This window comes from Jannaschia pagri (assembly GCF_019655435.1).
Classification (GTDB): Bacteria; Pseudomonadota; Alphaproteobacteria; order Rhodobacterales; family Rhodobacteraceae; genus Jannaschia; species Jannaschia pagri.
Window position 1 is genome coordinate 621,010 of the sequence record NZ_BPFH01000001.1, and the last position, 17,684, is coordinate 638,693.

The following is a 17,684-nucleotide window of genomic DNA, read 5'->3' on the forward strand; positions in this document are numbered from 1 at the left end:
GTCCCAACGTCCTTGCCGCGGGATTACCATGGCGCCCTCAGCCGCGTGCTAACTCAGATCAACCACAGAGGACACACAGACCCGAAGCAACCCGGCGAAGCGCCTTTGCCCGGCGCCCTAATCGCAAGCCGCGCACCAAACCGGCCCAGCACACAGTCCCTCATCCCAACACAACATACCAACCGCACCACCCCCTCTCCCTAACCCCAAAACCAACCCTTAACTTCTGATTAAGGTTAACCGCCCCTCCATCACGGGTCCCCAAATACCTCGGGGGTCTGGGGCACAGCCCCAGTCGACCGAGCCCCCAAGCGACACGCACGGGCAATGCGCGACACCCCACCGACACGCGCCATCACGACCGCTGGACAGGTGGCGACAGGGGGCGTAGGCCAATCCCATGCGCCTCTTTCCCCTGTCCCAGGCCCAAGACCTCCCGGTTTGGCGCCGCCCCGAAGCCCTTCTGATGCTCATGGCCTTCGCCATGCCGGTCGCTTTCGCGACTTGGTCTGCTCTTCTGAACAACTTCACCAAGGAGGCGGCGGGCTTCGACGGCTCCGACATCGGCTGGCTGCACACCGTGCGAGAAATCCCCGGCTTTCTGGCCATCGGCGTGATCTTGGTCATCGTCTTCGTGCGCGAACAGGTGCTGGCCCTCACATCCCTGATCTTGTTGGGCATCGCGACGGCGCTGACGGCTGCCTTTCCCAATTTGGGGGGGCTGCTGATGATCACCCTGCTCAGTTCGATCGGCTTCCACTACTATGAAACCGTCAATCAAAGCCTCCAACTCCAGTGGCTTCCCAAGGACCGCGCCCCCAAAATGCTGGGTGTTCTGTTGTCCGTGGGCGCGGCGGGCACCCTATTGGCCTATGGCGCCATCGTTTTGACGTGGAGGGCCTTCGACCTTAGCTACGACATTGTCTATTGGATCGCTGGCGGCTTCACGGCGGCTGTGGCGGCCTTCGCCCTTCTGGCCTATCCGCAATTCGAAAGCCCCCATCCCCAAACCAAAGAATTCGTTCTGCGTCGCCGCTATTGGCTCTATTACGTCCTCCAGTTCATGTCCGGTGCCCGGCGGCAGATCTTTATCGTCTTCGCGGGATTCATGATGGTGGAGCGCTACGGGCTCAGCGTCGATCAGACGACCGCGCTGTTCATGGTAACCATGGGCGTGAACATGATCATCGCGCCCACAGTGGGGCGGCTCGTCGCTCAATTCGGCGAACGCCGCGCGCTGATCATCGAATACGGCGGGCTCACCGTGGTCTTCGTTCTCTATGCCGGGCTCTATGTCTACGATTGGGGCGTTTGGATGGCCTGCGCGTTGTTCGTCGCCAACAACGTCTTCTTTTCCTTGGCCTTGGCCATCAAAACCTACTTCCAAAAGATCGCCGCCCCCGGGGACATCGCCCCGACGGCGGCGGTGGCGTTTACGATCAATCATATCGCAGCGGTGTTCTTGCCGGCGTCCCTTGGCTACCTGTGGTTGGTGTCGCCCACGGCAGTCTTTGGCATCGCCGCCTGCATGGCGCTGGTCTCCCTGGGCTTGTCGATTCTGGTCCCCCGCCACCCGGTGGACGGGCAAGAGACCATCCTGTCGCGCCCCCTGGCCGCTGCGGAGTAGCGCCCCCATATCCTGGCGAAAGGAGATGCAATCCATGTTTCAAATCTTCGCCAAACCTGTCGAGATGGTGACACCCGAAGCCGCGTTGCCCGGACGGTCCACGCCAATCCCAACAGCCGACACCCACCACGTTTTTGGGACGCCCCTGTCCAACGACGTTCCCGACGGTTTGGAGGAGGCGATGTTCGGAATGGGCTGCTTCTGGGGGGTCGAGCGGATGTTCTGGCAAGTCCCAGGGGTACATATGACCCTGGTCGGCTATGCTGGCGGGTTCACGCCAAACGCCACCTACGAGGAAGTGTGCTCGGGCCGGACAGGGCACAACGAAGTGGTGCGCGTGATCTTTGACCCAACGGTGGTCACCTACAACGAGTTGCTCCGGGTGTTCTGGGAAGGCCACGATCCAACGCAGGGCATGCGCCAAGGCAATGATCGGGGCACGCAATATCGCTCAGGGATATACACCTATTCCGACGCTCAGATGGCAGCGGCCAAAGACACCGCCGACGCCATGGCCCCGCGCCTGCGCGCAGCGGGTTTGGGTGCTATCACGACAGAGATTGTCCCGGCGCCAACCTTCTTCCACGCCGAAGATTATCACCAGCAGTATCTGTCGAAAAACCCCGGTGGCTACTGCGGGATCGGCGGCACAGGCGTGACCTGCCCCATCGGCACCGGCGCCTGATCCGGCGGACACCTCGGCTCACGCCGAGGTGCGCCCTCGCGCGCGCGAGGGCTACCCCGAGTGACGGGACGGACGTTCCTCGGGGTGTCGATCAAAGATGAATGCGAAGGTTAGAGGCCTTAGCCAGTTATCTGGAACACCCCCTGCGATGCGTTTCGCCAGAAGCATAATACGGTACGTAAAAGCGAAGCCGTAGCGAGGCCATGGCCTAGCAAAAGAAGCAGGCTATCGAAGCGTCGCGCGGCTCCTGCAGCACCAAGTCGAACCAGCCATGGACATCCCGCAACACCGCCCACACCTGGGATGACCCTTTGGCTCAAGCCGCATTTGAGCGGCGGTTCGTTGGGCACAACCCCGACCCCGATCAATTTCCGCGCATGGGTACCCACAGACCTCCGATGGCGCGGCTAGCCAAGCGTCCCGGCGTTAGACCGACCGGATAGCATGACGACGCCCGCGCTCCTGCCGAAAGCCGTTGCGCAAGGGTCAGGCCTTTGGAATAGCCACACCAGACCGCTGTCTTGGAGGAGCCGACATGCGTATAACCGACGATTTGAAACGCTCCGTGCAGGACGACTGGGACGCGGCCACGGACCATCCGTTTTGCCGGGATCTTGCTGCGGGCACCCTGCCTCTAGACAAAATGCGTTGGTATCTCGTTCAGGACTACAAATTCATCGACCAGTTCGTCCGGCTGCTGGCGACGGCCATCGCCCATGCGCCGACCTTGAAAGACGGGATCCCGGCAGCGCAGTTTCTTGGCTTAGTCACCAGTACCGAGAACACCTACTTTGTCCGCAGTTTTGAGGCGCTTGGCGTCTCTCAAGCGCAAATCGACGGGCCAGCGGCCCCAGAGACCATTGCATTTCAAGACCTCATGGCCGAAGCGCGCCACTCCGGTCGATACGAACAAATGCTAGCCGTGCTGGTGGTGGCGGAATGGTCCTATCTGACCTGGGCCACGCGCCAGGCGGATTACGATCGCGCCCTGCCCTTCTATTTCGCCGAGTGGATCGACTTGCATACGGGCGACGGCTTTGCTGGCGTTGTCGCTTACCTGCGGGGGCAGCTTGACGGGATCTGGGGGGATCTCTCCGAAGCGGAGCAACTGGCCGCTGCCGATCTGTTTAAACGGGCCGTTCGGTGCGAGCGGGCGTTCTTCGACGCGGCCTATGGGTCCACCTGGGACGCGCCGTAGGCCTGCTCATTTAGATATCTGTCAGGCGCTTGGTTTACTCTCGAAACCAAGCGCCCACTCCTTCTGACGTGTTTTGGCCACCCGCCGACCGGCGCGTTAGTGCGAAGCGATGTCATTCAAGGCGACCAACAGATTGCGCACCCTTGAGCCCTTTTGCGGAAGGTCTCACCGCATCCCGCGTCTTGGTTGCCATAGGGTATTGAGCCGCATGATATGCATCAACCGCAACGGAAGAAGGTCGCGCGTTACAACCGAGGAATGCGGATCTCGGCAAACAGTTTAGTTTCAAAGGTAAGCGGCGGACGAGAATGCGTTATTGGCCCTTTCGGCCCCTGGGTAGCGGTGCCCTGACGTGTACCAACCTAGATCATGTTCGAAAGGCTGACGGACCGGCATAGCCTAGCACCGAGTCACGACGAGGCCTGCGCGAAGGTCTACCTGTTGGACCGCGCTTTCCCCGCTGCTTCACACATCGCGTGAAGGAGGAGCCTTAACGCGTAAGGTCCAGCAAGGTCGCCCGGGGGTGTACAACGATGTCGGCCCCCTATTCCCATCCGGCTCGGATCAGTTTGGCCGCCTCGGGCGCGAAATACGTCAGCACGCCGTCGCAGCCTGCGCGGCGGAAGGCCATCAAGCTCTCCATCATGGCCTTTTCCCCGTCGATCCAGCCATTGCCTGCCGCCGCCCGGATCATCGCGTACTCCCCGCTGACCTGATAGGCATAGGTCGGCACGGCGAAGCGGTCCTTCACCTCGCGGCAGATGTCCAGATAGGGCATGCCCGGCTTGACCATGACCATATCCGCGCCCTCACCAATGTCGCGGGCCACGGCGCGCAGGGCCTCGGCCCGGTTCAAGGGGTCCAGCTGATAGGTCTTCTTGTCCCCTTTGAGCGCGCCAGACGCCCCCACGGCATCGCGGAACGGTCCGTAAAACGCGCTGGCGTATTTGGCGGCATAGGACATGATCGTCACCTCGCCATGGCCCGCCTGTTCCAAGGCAGCACGCATGGCGCCGATGCGCCCATCCATCATATCCGACGGCCCCAGGATGTCCGCCCCCGCCTCGGCCTGGGCGACGGCCATCTTGACCAACGCTTCGACGGAGCGGTCGTTGACGATGATCCCATCCTCGACAAAACCATCGTGGCCGTCGGGGTTGTAGGGGTCGAGCGCGATATCCGTCATGACGGCAATATCCGGCACCTGGGCTTTGATCGCGCGGATCGCACGATTGGTCAGATTTTCGGGGTTCCAAGCCTCGGCGCAATCGGGCGTCTTCACGTCGTCCAAGGTGTAGGGAAACAAGCAGATCACGCGGATCCCCGCAGCGTGGGCCTCAGCCGCTGCTTCGACGGTCAGATCGACCGAACGGCGGATGACGCCGGGCATGGACGCGACCTCCTGCGTGACGCTTTCGCCGTCGCACAGGAAGACCGGCCAAATCAGATCATCGACCGACAGCCGCTCCTCCCGCTGCAGCGCGCGGAGCGCGGGCGTGCGCCGCATCCGGCGGGGGCGGGACAGGGGAAAGGCGGGCGGAGCTTGTCTTGTCATGATGCACCTTTGTGACACCTGACCTCGGTCGCACGACCTGGGGGGCGGGATCAAGCCGCCCCACCTTGCATTCCCGTACCCAGGCGGGCCACACGGGGGGCGCGGCGATATGAGGAACCCGGCCCTTGGAACTCTATTGGCTCGAAAGTGCCTTCGAAGTCATCGACTTCCGCTCCTTCTCGAACCTGTGGTTCTGGATTGCGCTGGCCACGCTCTGGTCGACCGCATCCCATTGGGTCGTGGGCGTGCCCTTCGATATTGTGCGTCGGGCGGCCAGCGGACACGAGCAGGCCCTGGCCGATATGCACACGCTCGCCAACATCCAGGCACGCCGATTGATCTATATCGCCGATGCCACGGGGCTGGTGTCCACCGCTCTGACCTTCTTCACGGTGACGATGCTGTCCCTGCTGGGGTTTCTCTATTGGATCGAGTTCGCCCAGGCGATCTTGCTGCTCTTCCTCCCGATGATGATCGTGGGCTGGCTGTCCCTGCGCACGGCCAGGCAGGTAGAGGGGCTGGACCCATACGACCTTGGCAACCTATTGGCAGCCCACCGCCGACAGGTGCAATTCGTGGGGATCATCGCGATCTTTGTGACCTCCATGTGGGGGATGTGGGTGAACATCAACCAATCCGTCCTGTCGTGACGCGCGCGCCCTGTTGACACGCCCGGTAGGGCGGTTACCTGACCGCCATGCCTGACACCCTGCCAGAAACCGCCACCCGGCCCCTGCCCGCCGGTCACCTTCGCGTCGGTGGCGCGCCCGAGGGGTTCGACGCCCGCGTCCTATTGAAGGAACTGGAGCGCGGCCACCCCGTGGTGCACATCGCCCGCGACGACAAGCGGGTCGAGGCCATGGCCGCCGCGTTGCGTTTCCACGCGCCGGGGACGACGGTTCTGCGCCTGCCCGCCTGGGATTGTCTGCCCTATGACCGGGTATCGCCCGCCGCCGAGGTGTCCGCCGCGCGGATGTCCACGCTGACCGCCTTGGCCCACGGGCTGTCGGGCAAGTTCGTCCTGCTGACGACGCTGGCGGCAGCCACCCAACGGGTGCCCAGCCGCGCCACCCTCAAAGGGGCCGGTTTCGCCGCCCGCGTGGATCAGCGCATCGACGAAGAGGCCTTGCGCGGCTTCCTCGTGCGCATGGGGTTCACCCAAACGCCCACGGTGATGGAGCCGGGGGATTGGTCGCCCCGTGGCGGGATCATCGACATCTGGCCGCCGGGGCAATCGGCGCCTGTGCGTTTGGACCTGTTCGGGGACACGCTGGACGGGTTGCGCCGGTTTGACCCGGTCAGCCAGCGCACCACCGAGCAGCTCAAACTGATCGAGCTTGCGCCCGTCTCGGAGGTCATCCTGGACGGCCCCGCGATCACCCGGTTCCGCCAAACCTATCGGATCGAGTTCGGCGCGGCAGGCACGGATGATCCGCTCTATGAAAACGTGACCGCAGGGCGAAAGGCCCAAGGCATCGAGCACTGGCTGTCGTTCTTCCACGAAAGCCTGGAAACCTTGGCCGATTACCTGCCGGATGCGGCCTTCGTGTTGGACGATGCAACGCCAGCTCATCATGCTGATCGTTGGACCCAGATCACCGACATGTACGACAACCGGCGCGAGGCGATGCGCGCGAAGGGCCGGGTGGACAGCGTGTATAAACCCGCGCCGCCGGAGGGGCTTTACCTGTCACCAGAGACGTTCGAGGCCGCGCTTGCGGGCAAGCGCGCCCTGCACCTCTCGGCCTTCGCGACGGCCCCGGGGCCGGGCGTCATTGATGCTGGTGGGCGCGCTGGCCGGACATTCGCGCCAGAGCGGCAGTTGGAGGGCGTGAACCTCTTCGCCGTGCTGGCCGACCATATCACCGCCAAACGGGCGGACGGCGCGGTCATCATCGCCAGCTATTCCGGCGGTGCGCGGGAACGTCTGCAAGGGTTGCTGGAAGACCAGGGTATCACCGGGACGAGGCCCGTCAAAAGGGCCGAGGACGTGGCCCATGGCGAGGTCGGGTTGGCCATCTGGCCCCTGGATCGCGGGTTTGAGGGGCCCGTGGACGGCACGCGTCTGACGGTGGTCTCGGAACAGGACGTTCTGGGCGAACGCCTAATCCGCACCAAAAAGAAAAAGCGCCGGGCCGAGAACTTCCTGACCGAGGCACAGGCCCTGTCCGTCGGCGACCTGGTTGTCCATGTGGACCACGGCGTGGGCCGTTTCATCGGCTTTGAGACGGTGGATGCCGCCGGTGCGCCGCACGAGTGTCTGACTCTGGAATACGCGGGCGGCGACCGGTTATTCTTGCCTGTCGAGAATATCGAACTGCTGTCGCGCTATGGTCAGTCCGAAGGGCTGCTGGACAAGCTGGGCGGCGGGGCCTGGCAAGCGCGCAAAGCACGCCTGAAGGAACGCATCCGCCAGATCGCCGAACGGCTGATGCGCATCGCCGCCGAACGCGCCCTGCGAAAGGCCCCGGTGCTAGAGCCGCCGGGCGACCTGTGGGAAGGGTTCGCCGCGCGTTTCCCCTACGAGGAAACCGACGATCAGTTGCAGGCCATCGAGGATGCGGCCAGCGACCTCGGCTCCGGTCGGCCCATGGACCGGCTGGTGGTGGGCGACGTGGGCTTCGGCAAAACCGAGGTTGCCATGCGCGCGGCCTTCATCGCCGCCACCGCCGGAAAACAGGTGGCCGTCATCGCGCCCACGACCCTTCTGGCACGCCAACACGCCAAAAGCTTTGCCGACCGGTTCCGGGGCCTGCCGCTTAAGGTCCGGCAGCTCAGCCGCTTCGTCACGGCGAAGGAAGCAACCGAGACCCGCAAGGGCATCGCCGACGGGACCGTGGACATCGCCATCGGCACCCACGCCCTACTGGCCAAGCAGGTCAAGTTCCAAGATCTGGGCCTGCTGGTCATCGACGAGGAGCAGCACTTCGGCGTCACTCACAAGGAACGCCTGAAGGAGATGCGCTCGGACGTGCACGTCCTGACCCTATCGGCCACGCCCATCCCGCGCACCTTGCAGATGAGCCTGACAGGCGTGCGCGACCTGTCGATCATCGGCACCCCGCCCGTGGACCGTCTGGCCATCCGCACCTACGTCAGCGAATTCGATGCCGTCACCGTGCGCGAGGCGCTGCTGCGCGAACACTATCGCGGTGGCCAAAGCTTCATGGTCGTACCCCGCATCACGGACCTGGCCGAGATGGAGGCCTTCCTGAGGGAGCAGCTGCCGGAATTGTCCTATGTGATCGCCCATGGACAGCTGGCGGCGGGCGATTTGGATGAACGGATGAACGCCTTCTACGACGGCAAATACGATGTGCTGCTGTCCACCACGATCATCGAGAGCGGCATCGACATCCCCACGGCCAACACCATGGTGATCTGGCGCGCGGATATGTTCGGGCTAAGCCAACTCTACCAGATCCGTGGCCGCGTGGGCCGCTCCAAGACCCGGGCCTATGCGTACCTAACGACCAAGCCCAAGGCGAAACTGACCCCCCAGGCGGAGCGGCGGTTGAAGGCGCTCGGCTCCATCGACGCGCTCGGCGCGGGCTTCAACATCGCGTCCCAGGATTTGGACCTGCGCGGCGGGGGCAACATCATCGGCGAAGAACAATCGGGCCACATGAAAGAGGTCGGGTTTGAGTTGTATCAGTCGATGCTGGAAGAAACGATTGCCAAGCTGAAGGCGGGCGACGCGGGACTGGCCGATGCCCTGTCTGACGATTGGTCACCCCAGATCAACCTCGGCGTGCCGGTCCTGATCCCAGAGGATTACGTCGTCGATCTGGACCTGCGCCTGGGCCTCTACCGCCGCCTGTCGGGCCTGGAAAAGAAGGTCGAGCTAGAGGGCTTCGCCGCCGAATTGATCGACCGCTTCGGTCCCCTGCCCCGCGAGGTCAACGTGCTGCTGCGCATCGTGCGGATCAAGGCGTTCTGTAAGGCGGCTGGCATCGCCAAGCTAAACGTCGGTGCCAAAGGCGCCACGGTAGAGTTCCACAACGGCACCTACGCGCGGCCAGAAGGCCTTGTGGCATTCCTCAAAGAGCGAGGCGGCGCGGCCAAGGTCAAAGGGGACAAGCTCGTGATCCTGGGCGATTTCGCCAAGGATGCGGACCGGATCAAGGGTGGCTTTGCCATCGCCAAGGATCTGGCCATCCACGCGGGTGCGGCCAAGGTGAAGGCGGACTGACGCAGCACAGATGGCGCGTCATGCTCGGGCATGGGATGATCCCACCCATCCCGATCCCTTGGCTCAAGCCCTAGGACGACAGCGCCCAGATCAGCGCACCTTTTGGCCCACATGGGGGTCGAGCAACTCCGCCGGTTCCTCCCGCAGGCCACGCGCCAGCCACAGGCCCGCTGCCGTACAGGCCGCGACCCCGACCATGAGCGGCAAGGGCGTCCCGTCAAAGGCCAAACCGATGGGCGCCGCAATCGCCACGCCCGCAACGGTTGAGACCGCCGAGATGACCGAGGCCGCCATGCCCGCGATATGCCCCATGGGTTGCATGGCAATGGCTTGGACATTGCCGATGGTCAGCCCCGCCAAGGCAAAGCTGCCCACCTGCCAGACGAAGAACGCGGGGAACGTCAGCTCCTCTGGCAAGACACCCGTGGCCCAGCACAGGGCCAAGACCGCAGAAACGACCAAGTGGCCGCCCAGGGCGCGGCGCAACAGCCACAGCATCCCCAAACGCCCCACCAGGCGCGCGTTCAGAAAGCTTGCCCCGGCGGAGATCAGCGCCACGAGGCCAAACCACAGCGGAAAAACTTCGGCCATGCCGAACGTCAGATCATAAATCTGCTGCACCGACGAAATCGTCGCAAAGAGCACACCGAAGACGAGGGTTTGCACAGCAATGGCGCGGCGGACGTTTCGGTGACCCGTCGCCTCGACAAACGCCAGTCGCAGCCGCCCCAAATTCAGGGGGCGTTGGCGGTCGGGCCACAGGGTCTCGGGCTGACGCAGGGCCAGCCAAGCGCCTGAGACAAGGGCAAATAAGATGAACGACGCAAAGACGCCCCGCCATCCAAAGCCTGCGATGATGACCGCCCCGATCAGCGGGGCCGCCGCCGGCACCAGAGTGAAGGTCATCATGATGAAGGACGACACCCGCGCCATATCCCGCCCGGCATAGAGGTCGCGCACCATGGCTTGGGCTGCGACTCGTGGGCCGCTGGCCCCAATCCCCTGAAGCACCCGCGCAGCCAGCAGCATCTCTAGCGACGGCGCGACCGAGGCGAGACCCGCGCCCACACAATAGATCCCCGCGCCCCCCAGCATCACACGCTTGCGCCCAATGGCGTCAGACAGGGGCCCCGCGAACAGGGTGCCCAGCCCCATCCCGAAGACAAAGGTCACGATGACAAGTTGCGCGAGATTTGGGGCGTCTGGCGACAGTTCCGCGCCGATGTCGGGAAAGGCCGGCAGCATAGCGTCGATGGAAAAAGCGATGGTCGCCGACAGCAGGGCCATCAGCGCCACAAACTCCACGAGCGACAGGGCCCGCGTCGGCGCGATCATTCCGATGCCGTGTGTTGCTTGGACGCGGCGTCGGCGATCTGCTCCATGATTTCGTCGATGACCTGGCCCCAAAGCTCCGGCGGCTGGGCCCCACGCAAGACGTGCTGATTAGCCAGCACAAAGGTCGGCACGCCTGTCACGCCGCGTTCCCGCGCATGGGCATCACGGGCCGCGATGTCAGAGGCATCGGCATCAGTGGCAAACAGCCGTTCCAACATGCCAGCGTCCATGCCGCGGGCCGCGCCAATGCCAATGAGAGTGGAAATGTCGCCGATGTCCTGCCCCTTTTCAAAGTAGGCTTCGAACAAAGCCGTCGCGACCGGGGTCTGCCGCTGCTCCAAACCCGCCCAATGGATCAGACGATGAGCATTCAGCGTATTCGGCGTGCGCACGATCCCTTCGAAATTGATGTCCAACCCGGCGGCCTCTGCGGCTTCAACCACGGGGGCATAGGCCCGCACCGCGCCCTCCTTGCCGCCGAACTTCCCCTCCAGATAGGCGCGCCGGTCCATCCCCTCGGCGGGCATGTCTGGGTTCAACTGAAACGGATGCCATTCCAAGGTAAACGGATGCTCTGCATGGGCTTCAAGCGCCCGAAACAAGTGAGCACGCCCGATGTGGCACCAGGGGCAAATCGGGTCGGAGAGGATATCGAGCTTGATCATGGAGCGGCCTCAGATGGCGGAGGCTTGAGCCTAAGCCCGCTGGCCGCCAGACGAAAGGCGCAATTGCCTCCCCTCCCCCCTGCGCGTCCGATCCGTTTCAGGCCAGCGCCTTGCGGATCAACTTCCCATTGGCGTTGCGTGGCAAGGCATCCCGGCGCAACCACAGGCGCGGTTGCTTATAGCGCGCCAGACGCGCGGCGGCATGGGCCTCCGCCTGCTGCGTGTCCAGTTCGGCGCCGACGTAATAGGCCGCCAGTACCGTGGCACCGCCGGACACCTCAACGCAGCCCACGGCAATCTCAGAGACGGGCAGATCGGCCAGGGCCTCCTCCACCTCCTGTGGGGACACGCGGTAGCCACCCGGGTTGAGGATGTCATCGGCCCGCCCTTCGTGGACGATTGCCCCGTCGGGCAACTGCCGCACCCTGTCACCGGTATCGAACCAAGCGCCCTCAGGCGGCTGAGGCGCACCCTCCTGCCAGTACCCCAGCATCAGGCCCGGATCATCCGTCGCGACTCTGAGCCGCCCCTCTTCAGTGGAGATCCTGCGTCCTGCTTGGGGATACCCGCTGCTGCCCTCGGGCGCGGGTCGCGAGGGGCTGCCGGAAATAAAGGTCGAGCATTCGGACATGCCCAGGGCTTCGTGCAAGTCCGTTCCCGTAGTTTGACGCCAACGGTCCCGTGTTGCGCGCGGCAGTCGCTCACCTGCCGACAGCCCATGGCGCAACGCTGGTGTGTCGGGCCAATCGGCACGCAGCATCCGGCGATAAACGCCAGGTGCCGCCGCAAAAATCGTCGCCTCGCTGGTCGCCAAAATCTGCGGTAAAGCATCCGCCGTGGTCCCAGCCGCCGGCACGATCGCCGTGGCGCCCAGTGTCCAGGGATCCAACAACCCAGTGCCCAGCGTGTAGGTCCAATTAAAAGCCCCTGCATGCAGCATCCGATCCTCGGGCCGCAGATCATACCACCCTTGATGCATCGACGCGCGCGCGCGCACCGCCCGATGGGCATGGGCCACCGCCTTCGGCACCCCACCCGAACCCGATGTAAACACGATGTACCCCAAGCGATTGGGGTCGCCATCACTCCAGGCCTCGAATGGCAGGGAGGGGCCAGCCAAATCATCGGGATGCACGCACCCATACCCCTGTGGCAGGGAAATGCCGTCGTGGGCGACGACCAGGCTCGGGTCGACCCGCGCCGCCATGGCGGTGATCTCTGGAACGGTCAGCTGCGTGGAGGTCGGAACAGGAACGTATCCGGCCGCGCAGGCTGCTAGAAAGGTGATTGGAAAGTCGGGATCATTGCCCAGGCGCAACAGAATGCGCGCGCCAGGCGCAAGGCCTCGGGTTCGCAAAGCACCGGCGCGCAAGCTGACCGCCTTAAGCACCTCACCGTGGGTCAGCCTCGCTTCACCCGGGATAATCAGGGCCAGATGCTCTGGTGTCGACCGACCGGCGGCCAACACATAGGAAGACAGATTGAACGTCATGGCCTGGGTATTGGCACAACGGAGGTCTGGTGCAAGCCCCCCCACCAAAACACCCCCCGCCCGAGCGCTCAGGCTCGAAGGCGGGGGGTGCCCGTGCCGCAACGCACCTCGGAGAGAGGGGGGAGAGACCGGGGAGGGTGGCGCGGCATCACTCCGACCGGGCGGGGGGACACCCGGCCGGAGCAGTCGTTCAAGGATCAGTCGTCGTCGCGGCTCTCCTCGGCGAAGCGGGCAAAGATGTCCGTGGCGATGGTGTTCTTGCCGACCACCGTCGCGCCGTTCAGGCCGCGCCGGTCGTTGGCGTTGTCCTCGGTCGCGTTGAAGATCGCGAAGGCCTCACCCAAGGACCCCGAGCGGGTCGAGACGGTGACGGTCGCGTCGCCGCTGGGCAGCTTCGAGCGGTCATTTGCGCGGTCGATGTCCTGGTTGAAGTAAGCGATGGCCCCGGCGGCGCCTGCGGGCACTTGGGCGGAGGCGGCTCCGGCGATGGAAGCGGCGGCGACGATGGCGGAGAGGATGAGCGTTTTCATAGTGTTAGTCCTTATGTGAGCGGCCCAGTTAGCGTTGCGGCGGGCCGGAGTGGGTTGCGGTGTGCTGGGCTGTTGCCCTGCTGATGGGATTGATATGCGGGAGCGTGGCCTGACATTCAACAAACGGACGCGTGAGAATGGCGCGATAAACGTGCACCCACGCACAGACTCATCCCCCAACCGCACGGCCCTCACGGGCGCGCGACGGCAGCTCACCAAACCGCGACAATTCCCCTAAAATCCGACACGAAACCCCGCCCCAGCCGCGCCCCACCCCGAGCAACAGCCACCCGCCCCAGCTTCTTCTCGGCAAAAATACTCCCAGCCCAACAGCCCCCAAAAGGCGCGGCGGGCGAGATCCGGGGGAATCAGTCAGTCGAACAAATCATCTGATCGGCGCGGCGCCTCTAGCCCGAGGTGCCGCCAGCCCTTCTGTGCCAGCGTACGGCCCCGGGGCGTGCGCGCGATCAGACCCTGTTGCAACAGGAAGGGCTCAATCACCTCTTCCAGCGCATCGCGACTTTCGGACAGGGCAGCGGCAATCGTTTCGATCCCAACCGGGCCGCCGCCATAGTTCTCGGCAATCAAGGAAAGGTACCGGCGGTCTGACCCGTCCAGGCCGATTTGATCCACCCCAAGCCGGGTCAAGGACCCATCGGCGATGGCGCGCGTGACCCGGCCGTCCCCCTCAACCACGGCGAAGTCCACGACCCGGCGCAGCAAACGACCCGCAATCCGCGGCGTTCCCCGCGCCCGTCGGGCAATCTCGCGCGCGCCGTCATCGGTTGCGGGCGCCCCGAGCAAGCGGGCGCCGCGCGTGACGATCTGATGCAGCTCCGCCTCGGTATAGAACTGCAAGCGCGTGGGGATGCCAAACCGGTCGCGCAGCGGTGTCGTCAAGAGGCCGAGCCGCGTCGTCGCGCCCACCAACGTGAACGGTTGAAGATCAATCCGCACCGTCCGAGCGGCTGGCCCTTCGCCGATCACCAGGTCCAGCGCGAAATCCTCCATGGCGGGATAGAGCACTTCTTCGACGACCGGCGAGAGGCGGTGGATCTCGTCGATGAACAAGACATCACGCGCCTCCAGGTTGGTGAGAATCGCAGCCAGATCGCCCGCTTTGGCCAGCACCGGGCCGGAGGTCATACGAAACCCGACCCCAAGTTCCCGCGCCATGATTTGGGCAAGGGTCGTCTTCCCAAGACCCGGGGGACCATGGAACAACACGTGATCCATGGCTTCGCCACGCATCTTGGCGCTTTCGATAAAGACCTTGAGGTTGGCACGGGCCTCGGCCTGGCCAATGAATTCGTCAAGCACCTGGGGCCGCAGCGCGCGGTCGTCGGGTAGATCGTCGCCGTCGGGCTTCAAAAGCGGATCGCGGTCCATCATCGGGCGTATCCCCCATTCACAGCGGGCGTCGCGGCGGACCCCACCCGCGTCATGCGCGCAACGTCAATCTTGACCCATAACGGCGCAAGCAACGCGTTAAGGCAGCGGGTGACCCCGGTCGATACCTGCGGCCAGTCGTTCGACAGCACGCCGGGACCAGAGCGACGCCATCCTTGGCCGAACCTCGGTGTCACAGGACCGCAGACGAAACGCCAAAGGCAAGCGATTGACCCAGGACTAAGACGAGGCGTCATCGGTCGGACGGAGCCAAACGCTTCAAGGCCCCCCGGATCAGGCCAGGCGTATCGTCGGCCTCGCTTGCAGCTTCGGCCACCGCACGGGCGGCATCGGCGGGGGCATACCCGAGGTTGGCGAGCGCGGACAGAGCTTCGGCCTGGGCATTGGATGCTTTCGGCGGCGGCGAAACGGGCGGCGCCTCGGCCACAGGGGCATCCTCAGAGACGGCGAGCGCGTCCATGGGAGGGTCTTCGGCCTCCATCAACATCATGGCCGGGGCCTTCCCCTTTAACTCCATCACAACCCTTTGGGCCGTTTTCGGCCCGACACCCTTGGCCACCTTGATCGAGGCCGCATCCCCCAGCGCAATGGCGCGGGACACCCCATCGGGTCCCAGGGCGCCCAAGATCGCCAAGGACCCCTTGGCACCAATCCCCTGAACACTGGTCAACAGCCGATGCCACTCCCGCTCCTGCACAGTGAGAAAGCCGAACAATTGCATCAAGTCTTCGCGCACCAAAAGCTCCGTCCAGAGCGCGACGGGGGATTTCACCGGTGGCAGCGCGGCGAGCGTCCGGTCAGAGCAAAACACGACGTAGCCCACGCCACGGACGTCAAGCAGGACCTGATCGCTGCCTTTCCAATCCAAACGCCCGGTGAGCCGCCCGATCATCGCCCTGCCTCGATGGCAGCCGCCAGCCGGTTGGAGGACCGTAAGTGAAATGCGTGGCACATGGCGACGGCCAAGGCGTCGGCTGCATCTGGGCTGTCAGGGTCGCAGCCCGGCAGTTGCATGCGCACCATGTGATCGATCTGTTGCTTGGCGGCATGTCCCGTTCCGACCACGGCCTTCTTGACGGCATTCGGGGCGTATTCGCCCACATCCAACCCCGCCTGGGCTGGGACCAGCACAGCGATCCCCCGGGCCTGTCCCAGTTTCAGCGTCGCGGCACCATCTCGGTTCACGAAAGTCTGCTCCACCGCAGCCGCATCGGGCGCATACCGCGCCAGGATTGCCGTAAGCCCCCTGTGCAGCGACAGCAGCCGGTCCGCGATCACCCTCCCTTCGGTCCGGACAGTGCCATTCGCGACGTGGCTCTGGCGAGAGCCGACCACGTCAATCACGCCCCAGCCACAGGCCCGAAGGCCTGGATCAATACCAATCACACGCATGGGGCTGCCTCGATGTTCGCCTCTCGTTCCCATGGTGCTAACACGGGGTACCGGCCTTGGCCAAGCGCTGCCTTGCGTCCATAGAACGGTCATGCATTGAGCGCATATCGGGCATGTCCGCTTGATATTTGTGCGGTTTGAAAATCCTTCCTATTTGGATCTCAGACGGCACCGACTCGCCGGCTCTCCCCTCTCTTGATTTTCAGACGGCCCGACCGGCCGCACACATAGGACCCCCGTTATGGCCACGTTCGACACGTTCCGCCCCGCCCTCCCCGCCGCCCACGGCTCCCTGCTGTCCAACCTTCTGGGCTCGATCATCGCTTGGAATGATCGCCGGGTGACGCTGAACATGCTGCGGTCTTTGTCAGAGCGTGAACTGGCCGATATCGGTCTGGAACGCGGCAATCTGGAAGCCTTCGCGAAGCGCCGCTGAGACTAAGCCGCCGACGCCAAGTCCTTGGTATGACGCAAGCACCCGCGCTCCCTCGGCGCGGGTTTTTTGTTGCGGGCGGCGCTTGGACGGGCTCGGCGAGGCGGGAACCCTGCACGACGCAATGCGGTCGAAGCTCGGGTCATCGCCAGGCCACCACCGTCCGTCCGTATTATGCGCCTAATGACTGGCCTCGGCTGGGATGGCGCAGCCGACCGCCCCCATGCCTTAGCCGCCTGCGCGTTAAGCCTTAGTCAACGTCAGCGTGGTCCAATCCCCAACCGGGTGTTGGCGCAGGAGGGTCAATCCCTGGGCGCCATAAGCGGCGATCACCTCGTCGGCCTGGGGAGCCAGCAAACCGGACAGGATGATATGTCCGCCGGGCGCAGCCGCTGACGCCATATGCGGCGCGAGGGCCACCAGCGGGCCTTTAAGAATATTGGCAAAGATCAGATCAAAGGGGTCACCGCGCAAAGCGGGGTGATCGAAGCCCGCCGCCTCCACACAGGTGACGCCCTCTGCCATGCCGTTCACGGCGAGATTCGCCTCTGCCACCTCAACGGCCACGGCATCGATGTCAGAGGCCACAACCGCCGCCTCCGGAAAGACGCGCGCAGCGGCCATGGCCAAGACTGCTGTCCCAGCGCCCACGTCAGCCACGCGGGCCGGGGCGATCCCCGCCTGCACCAGATCCTCAAAGGCGAGAAGACACCCCTGCGTGGTTCCGTGGTGCCCCGTCCCAAAGGCCATCGCTGCCTCGATGAGCAAGGCGACCCGTCCGTCTGGAACACGGTCGGCGTCGTGGCTGCCGTAGACAAAGAAGCGGCCCGCTTCGACCGGCTGCAACTCCCGCTTCACATGGGCCACCCAATCCGTCGGCGGCAATTCCGACACGACGAAGGGTTTCGCACCATGGGCGGCGGCGAGGATATCCAACGCGGTCTCGTCTGGGGCCTCGGCGAAATAAGCGCCCACCTCCCAGAGGCCGGAGCCATCCTCCATCTCGAACACACCGATCCCGTCGGGGGACAGTTGATCCTCAAGCATATCGCCCAGGGCCTCGGCTGCGGCCTGGCCCGGAAGCGTCGTGAGAGCGGTCCAACTTGTGGGGGTTACAGTGTCTGACATGGGCGGAAGCCTGAGTTTTGCAGCGGTCCCGTCTTCCCTGGG

At 64.3% G+C, this 17,684-nt stretch carries 15 protein-coding genes; 6 read left to right on the top strand and 9 right to left on the bottom strand.

The window, feature by feature from the left end:
- The first annotated feature begins 400 nt into the window (after positions 1–400).
- The 3 genes from K5R33_RS03075 to K5R33_RS03085 all read left to right on the top strand — a co-directional run bounded on the left by K5R33_RS03075 (position 401) and on the right by K5R33_RS03085 (position 3,510).
- Complete coding sequence (locus K5R33_RS03075; protein ID WP_220747499.1) at positions 401–1,627, top strand: MFS transporter; 1,227 nt, start codon at positions 401–403, stop codon at positions 1,625–1,627.
- Positions 1,628–1,661: 34 nt separating this feature from the next.
- Positions 1,662–2,312, top strand: a complete 651-nt coding sequence (msrA, locus tag K5R33_RS03080; RefSeq protein ID WP_220747500.1) for a peptide-methionine (S)-S-oxide reductase MsrA — start codon at positions 1,662–1,664, stop codon at positions 2,310–2,312.
- A gap of 535 nt (positions 2,313–2,847) precedes the next feature.
- Entirely contained in the window at positions 2,848–3,510 is a 663-nt protein-coding gene (locus tag K5R33_RS03085) for a TenA family protein (RefSeq protein ID WP_220747501.1), read from the top strand.
- Between the two features lie 544 nt (positions 3,511–4,054).
- On the opposite strand, the gene hemB is transcribed toward K5R33_RS03085, so the two are convergent.
- Positions 4,055–5,065, bottom strand: coding sequence for a porphobilinogen synthase (gene hemB / locus K5R33_RS03090; RefSeq protein WP_220747502.1), 1,011 nt, complete (start codon positions 5,063–5,065; stop codon positions 4,055–4,057).
- Between the two features lie 125 nt (positions 5,066–5,190).
- Between hemB and K5R33_RS03095 the strand changes: the two genes are divergently transcribed.
- Together K5R33_RS03095 and mfd are read left to right on the top strand one after the other, a co-directional pair.
- A complete protein-coding gene (locus tag K5R33_RS03095) occupies positions 5,191–5,715 on the top strand; it encodes a component of SufBCD complex (RefSeq protein WP_220747503.1) in 525 nt (174 codons plus the stop codon).
- A 47-nt stretch (positions 5,716–5,762) separates the two neighbouring features.
- A complete protein-coding gene (gene mfd, locus K5R33_RS03100) occupies positions 5,763–9,257 on the top strand; it encodes a transcription-repair coupling factor (protein WP_220747504.1) in 3,495 nt (1,164 codons plus the stop codon).
- 90 nt (positions 9,258–9,347) lie between these two features.
- Here the strand turns inward: mfd and K5R33_RS03105 are convergent, their stop codons facing one another.
- The 7 genes from K5R33_RS03105 to ruvC form a co-directional block, all read right to left on the bottom strand.
- Positions 9,348–10,592 carry a multidrug effflux MFS transporter gene (locus K5R33_RS03105; RefSeq protein WP_220747505.1) on the bottom strand — a complete coding sequence of 415 codons (1,245 nt, stop codon included), beginning with the start codon at positions 10,590–10,592 and terminating at the stop codon, positions 9,348–9,350.
- Positions 10,589–11,257: a DsbA family oxidoreductase gene (locus K5R33_RS03110; protein ID WP_220747506.1), complete on the bottom strand. Its 669-nt coding sequence runs from the start codon at positions 11,255–11,257 to the stop codon at positions 10,589–10,591. The genes K5R33_RS03105 and K5R33_RS03110 overlap by 4 nt, the downstream gene beginning before the upstream one ends.
- Positions 11,258–11,354: 97 nt before the next feature.
- Entirely contained in the window at positions 11,355–12,749 is a 1,395-nt protein-coding gene (locus K5R33_RS03115; protein WP_220747507.1) for a class I adenylate-forming enzyme family protein, read from the bottom strand.
- A 197-nt stretch (positions 12,750–12,946) separates the two neighbouring features.
- Positions 12,947–13,279, bottom strand: coding sequence for a hypothetical protein (locus tag K5R33_RS03120; protein WP_220747508.1), 333 nt, complete (start codon positions 13,277–13,279; stop codon positions 12,947–12,949).
- A gap of 372 nt (positions 13,280–13,651) precedes the next feature.
- A complete protein-coding gene (gene ruvB, locus K5R33_RS03125; RefSeq protein WP_220747509.1) occupies positions 13,652–14,671 on the bottom strand; it encodes a Holliday junction branch migration DNA helicase RuvB in 1,020 nt (339 codons plus the stop codon).
- A gap of 250 nt (positions 14,672–14,921) precedes the next feature.
- Positions 14,922–15,581, bottom strand: coding sequence for a Holliday junction branch migration protein RuvA (ruvA, locus tag K5R33_RS03130; RefSeq protein ID WP_220747510.1), 660 nt, complete (start codon positions 15,579–15,581; stop codon positions 14,922–14,924).
- A complete protein-coding gene (gene ruvC, locus K5R33_RS03135) occupies positions 15,578–16,081 on the bottom strand; it encodes a crossover junction endodeoxyribonuclease RuvC (protein WP_220747511.1) in 504 nt (167 codons plus the stop codon). Before ruvC ends, ruvA begins: the two co-directional genes overlap by 4 nt.
- Before the next feature lie 241 nt (positions 16,082–16,322).
- Here ruvC and K5R33_RS03140 point away from each other — a divergent pair, with 241 nt between their 5' ends.
- A complete protein-coding gene (locus K5R33_RS03140) occupies positions 16,323–16,517 on the top strand; it encodes a DUF1127 domain-containing protein (RefSeq protein WP_220747512.1) in 195 nt (64 codons plus the stop codon).
- Positions 16,518–16,757: 240 nt separating this feature from the next.
- On the opposite strand, the gene K5R33_RS03145 is transcribed toward K5R33_RS03140, so the two are convergent.
- Positions 16,758–17,642, bottom strand: coding sequence for a 50S ribosomal protein L11 methyltransferase (locus K5R33_RS03145; protein ID WP_220747513.1), 885 nt, complete (start codon positions 17,640–17,642; stop codon positions 16,758–16,760).
- Between the last annotated feature and the right edge of the window lie 42 nt (positions 17,643–17,684).

What these genes read in the sequence shown, in the direction of transcription:
- hemB (WP_220747502.1), bottom strand. Translation starts at nt 5,065, where the DNA reads ATGACAAGACAAGCTCCGCCCGCCTTTCCCCTGTCCCGCCCCCGCCGG.
- ruvC (WP_220747511.1), bottom strand. Translation starts at nt 16,081, where the DNA reads ATGCGTGTGATTGGTATTGATCCAGGCCTTCGGGCCTGTGGCTGGGGC.
- K5R33_RS03115 (WP_220747507.1), bottom strand. Translation starts at nt 12,749, where the DNA reads ATGACGTTCAATCTGTCTTCCTATGTGTTGGCCGCCGGTCGGTCGACA.
- ruvB (WP_220747509.1), bottom strand. Translation starts at nt 14,671, where the DNA reads ATGATGGACCGCGATCCGCTTTTGAAGCCCGACGGCGACGATCTACCC.
- K5R33_RS03120 (WP_220747508.1), bottom strand. Translation starts at nt 13,279, where the DNA reads ATGAAAACGCTCATCCTCTCCGCCATCGTCGCCGCCGCTTCCATCGCC.
- ruvA (WP_220747510.1), bottom strand. Translation starts at nt 15,581, where the DNA reads ATGATCGGGCGGCTCACCGGGCGTTTGGATTGGAAAGGCAGCGATCAG.
- K5R33_RS03105 (WP_220747505.1), bottom strand. Translation starts at nt 10,592, where the DNA reads ATGATCGCGCCGACGCGGGCCCTGTCGCTCGTGGAGTTTGTGGCGCTG.
- K5R33_RS03110 (WP_220747506.1), bottom strand. Translation starts at nt 11,257, where the DNA reads ATGATCAAGCTCGATATCCTCTCCGACCCGATTTGCCCCTGGTGCCAC.
- K5R33_RS03075 (WP_220747499.1), top strand. Translation starts at nt 401, where the DNA reads ATGCGCCTCTTTCCCCTGTCCCAGGCCCAAGACCTCCCGGTTTGGCGC.
- mfd (WP_220747504.1), top strand. Translation starts at nt 5,763, where the DNA reads ATGCCTGACACCCTGCCAGAAACCGCCACCCGGCCCCTGCCCGCCGGT.
- msrA (WP_220747500.1), top strand. Translation starts at nt 1,662, where the DNA reads ATGTTTCAAATCTTCGCCAAACCTGTCGAGATGGTGACACCCGAAGCC.
- K5R33_RS03145 (WP_220747513.1), bottom strand. Translation starts at nt 17,642, where the DNA reads ATGTCAGACACTGTAACCCCCACAAGTTGGACCGCTCTCACGACGCTT.
- K5R33_RS03085 (WP_220747501.1), top strand. Translation starts at nt 2,848, where the DNA reads ATGCGTATAACCGACGATTTGAAACGCTCCGTGCAGGACGACTGGGAC.
- K5R33_RS03140 (WP_220747512.1), top strand. Translation starts at nt 16,323, where the DNA reads ATGGCCACGTTCGACACGTTCCGCCCCGCCCTCCCCGCCGCCCACGGC.